The sequence below is a fragment of the Halomonas sp. 707D4 genome, assembly GCF_024158685.1.
GTDB lineage: Bacteria > Pseudomonadota > Gammaproteobacteria > Pseudomonadales > Halomonadaceae > Vreelandella.
The window spans coordinates 1-4,017 of record NZ_JAMZBD010000296.1; the positions used below are offsets into that span (position 1 = coordinate 1).

At 66.6% G+C, this 4,017-nt stretch carries 1 protein-coding gene; it reads right to left on the reverse strand.

Features of this window, described 5'->3' with window-relative positions; translation table 11 throughout:
* A partial coding sequence (gene gltB / locus BIS11_RS12335) for a glutamate synthase large subunit (RefSeq protein ID WP_253586142.1) occupies positions 1-3,985 on the reverse strand: 3,985 nt, incomplete at its 3' end.
* Positions 3,986-4,017: the final 32 nt, after the last annotated feature.

The following is a 4,017-nucleotide window of genomic DNA, read 5'->3' on the forward strand; positions in this document are numbered from 1 at the left end:
GGCAGGTGTTGCCGACGATCGCCGTCTTGTGGCTCTCGAACTCGCTCCCCGCTGGCGGCACGATGACGATGCGCCCGCCATTCATGCCCTTGCCGACGTAGTCGTTGGCGTCGCCCTCGAGGTACAGGTTCAAGCCACGCGCGTTCCACACCCCGAAGCTCTGCCCCGCCACGCCGGTGAAGCGCGCGGTGATCGGGGCGTCTTCCAGCCCCTCTTCGCCGTAGCGCTTGGCGATGGCACCCGAGGAGAGCGCGCCGACGCTGCGATCACAGTTGGTGATCGAGAAGCTGAACTCGCCGCCGGAGCGGTTCTCGATGGCACTCTTGATCGCCTCGAGCACCTCCTGGTTCTTGGCGCCCGGATCGTGGGGCACGTTGCGGCTGACGGTGCAGAACTGCGGCGCGTCCGCCGGAACGAAGTCGTTTTTCAGCAGCGGCGTGAGATCGAGCCCCCGCTGGGCGGCGGTGTGGCCCTCGATCGCCTCCAGCAGGTCGGTGCGACCGATCAGGTCGGTGAGCTTTCGCACGCCGAGCTGGGCCATGATCTCGCGCACTTCCTCGGCGATGAAGCGGAAGTAGTTCTTGACCATGTCGACGGTGCCACGGAAGTGCTCGCCGCGCAGGTAGTCGTCTTGCGTCGCCACCCCGGTGGCGCAGTTGTTCAGGTGGCAGATGCGCAGGTACTTGCAGCCCAGCGCCACCATGGGGGCGGTGCCGAAGCCGAAGCTCTCGGCACCCAGGATCGCCGCCTTGATGACGTCGAGGCCGGTCTTCAGGCCGCCGTCGGTCTGCAGGCGAATCTTGTCGCGCAGCCCGTTGATGCGCAGCGCCTGGTGCACCTCGGGCAAGCCAAGCTCCCAGGGAGAGCCGGCGTGCTTGATCGAGGTCAGCGGGCTCGCGGCGGTGCCGCCGTCGTAGCCGGACACCGTGATCAGATCCGCGTAGGCCTTGGCAACGCCCGTGGCGATGGTGCCGATGCCGGGCTCGGAGACCAGCTTGACCGACACCTGGGCCTCCGGGTTGACCTGTTTCAAATCGAAGATCAGCTGGGCCAGGTCCTCGATCGAGTAGATGTCGTGGTGCGGCGGTGGCGAAATCAGCGTGACGCCAGGCACCGCGTAGCGCAGCCGCGCGATCAGCGCGTTGACCTTGCCGCCAGGGAGCTGGCCGCCTTCGCCGGGCTTGGCGCCCTGGGCGACCTTGATCTGCAGCACCTCGGCGTTGACCAGATACGACGGCGTGACGCCGAAGCGGCCGGAGGCGATCTGCTTGATCTTGGAGCTTCGGATGGTGCCGTAGCGGGCATGGTCTTCGCCGCCTTCGCCGGAGTTGGAGCGACCGCCGGCCTCGTTCATCGCCTGGGCCAGCGCCTCGTGGGCCTCCGGCGACAGCGCGCCCAGAGACATGCCGGCGCTGTCGAAGCGCGGCAGCAGGCTCTCGACGGACTCGACCTCGTCGAGCGGGATGGCGTCCCCCGTCTGCTTGAGCTTGAGAAGATCGCGAATGGTCGCCACCGGGCGCTCGTTGACCAGCTGGGCGAACGTCTTCCACTTGGCGTAGCTACCCTCCTGCACCGCCGCCTGCAGGGTCTTGACCACATCCGGGTTGTAGGCGTGGTACTCGTGGCCATGCACGTACTTGAGCTGGCCACCCTGGGAGAGCCCCTTGCGCGGCGACCAGGCGTCCCGGGCCAGCAGCGTCTGCTGCATCTGCAGCTCGCTGAAACCGGCGCCCTGGATGCGCGAGGCCATGCCCACGAAGCAGGTATCCATGATCTCGTCATTGAGTCCCACCGCCTCGAACAGCATCGAGCCGCGGTAGGAGGCGAGCGTCGAGATTCCCATCTTCGAGAGGATCTTGAACAGCCCCTTCTGCAGGCCCTTGCGGTAGTTCTCGCGGGTATCCGCCGGGTTGCCGGTCAGCTCGCCGACGCGGTGCATGTCCGCCATCACCTGATAGGCGAGCCACGGGTAGACCGCCGTGGCGCCGACGCCGAACAGTACCGCCATCTGATGGGCGTCGCGGGCGTAGCCGGTTTCGACGATGATGTTCGCCATCGGGCGCATGGCCAGCCGCCCCAGGTGGCTGTGCACCGCGCCGACGGCGAGCGCGGCCTGGATCGGCACTTCGCCCTTGGGCAGCTCGGCGTCAGAAAGCACCAGCAGCACGCAACCCTCTTTCACACGCTGCTCGGCGCGCTGGGCGAGTGCGGTGACCGCCTGCTTGAGGCTGGTCGTCTCCGGGTCGTAGCCCAGGCTCAGCGTGCAGCTCGAAAACGCCGGGTCCTCCTGGCTGACCAGCGCGGTGAACTTGCGCGGCGACAGGATCGGCGTGGTCAGGATCAGACGGTGGGCGTGCTCCGGGGTCGCCTTGAAGACGTTGAGCTCGGCGCCGCAGCAGGTTTCCAGCGACATCACGATCGCCTCGCGCAGCGGGTCGATCGGCGGGTTGGTCACCTGAGCGAACTTCTGGCGGAAGTAGTCGGTGAGCAGGCGCGGACGGCTCGACAGCACCGCCATCGGCGTGTCGTCGCCCATAGAGCCCACCGCTTCCTGACCGCTCTCCGCCAGCGGACGCAGCACCTGGTCACGCTCCTCGAAGGTCACCTGGAACATCTTCTGCTGCACGCCCAGCGCCTCGCCGTCCATGTTCTGGAAGCGAGCAAGCTCGGTCAGCGCGGACTCGAGGTAGTTGGCCTGCTCCTTGAGCCAGCGCTTGTAGGGGTAGGCGGACTTCAGGCGGCTGTCGATGTCGTCGGTGTGCAGCACTTCGCCGGTCTGGGTGTCGACGGCGAGCATCTGGCCCGGGCCGACGCGACCCTTGGCGACCACGTCCTCCGGCTTGTAGCCGTAGGTGCCGGTTTCGGAGGCGAGCGTGATGTAGCCGTTCTTGGTCATCACCCAGCGCGCCGGGCGCAGGCCGTTGCGATCGAGCATGCACACCGCCTGGCGGCCGTCGGTCATGACCACGCCGGCGGGACCATCCCAGGGCTCCATGTGCATGGAGTTGTACTCGTAGAACGCGCGCAGCTCGGCATCCATGGTCTCGACGTTCTGCCACGCCGGCGGCACCATCATGCGCACCGCACGGTGAAGTTCCATGCCGCCGGTGAGCAGCACTTCGAGCATGTTGTCCATGCTCGAGGAGTCGGAGCCGGTGGTGTTGACGATCTCGTCAAGCTCGGCGATGTCCGGCAGCCGGTCGCTTGCGAAATTGGCCTTGCGGGAGTTCGCCCAGCCGCGGTTGGCCTCGATGGTGTTGATCTCGCCGTTGTGAGCGAGCAGGCGAAACGGCTGGGCCAGCGGCCAGCGCGGCGCGGTGTTGGTCGAGAAGCGCTGGTGGAAGACGCAGATGGCGGTTTCCAGGCGCTCGTCGTTCAAGTCCTTATAGAACGCCGGCAGGTCTTCCGGCATCACCAGGCCCTTATAGGAGACGACCTCGGAAGAGAGCGAGGCGACGTAGAAATCCTCCTCCTGCTTGAGGGCCTGCTCGGCGCGACGGCGCGCCATGAACAGATCCACGGTGAAGGTGTCGCGGTTGCCGGGCTCGACGAAGACCTGCTCGATGCGCGGCAGGCAGTCCAGCGCCATCGGCCCGCAGACGCTTGGATCCGTCGGCACGTCGCGCCAGCCAACGCACGCAAGCCCGCGCGCCGCAAGCTCGCGCTCCAGGGTCTCGCGGGCCTGCCGGGCACGCGCATCGTCGTCGGGCAAAAAGATCACGCCCACGGCGAAGTGTTCGCCGAGGGTGACGTCCAGCGCTTCGCGAGCGCTTTCGCGCATGAAGCGGGTCGGCATCTTGAGCAGCAGACCACAGCCGTCGCCGGTCTTGCCGTCGGCGGCGATACCGCCACGGTGGGTCATGCAGGTCAGCGATTCGATCGCTGTCTTCAAGAGATCGTGACTGGCCTGCCCTTGCATATGGGCGATGAGCCCGAAACCGCAGTTGTCACGAAACTCGCCAGGCTGATGAAGACCTCTGTTCATGGGCGTGCCTCTAGTCAAGGTATTTTACTGGC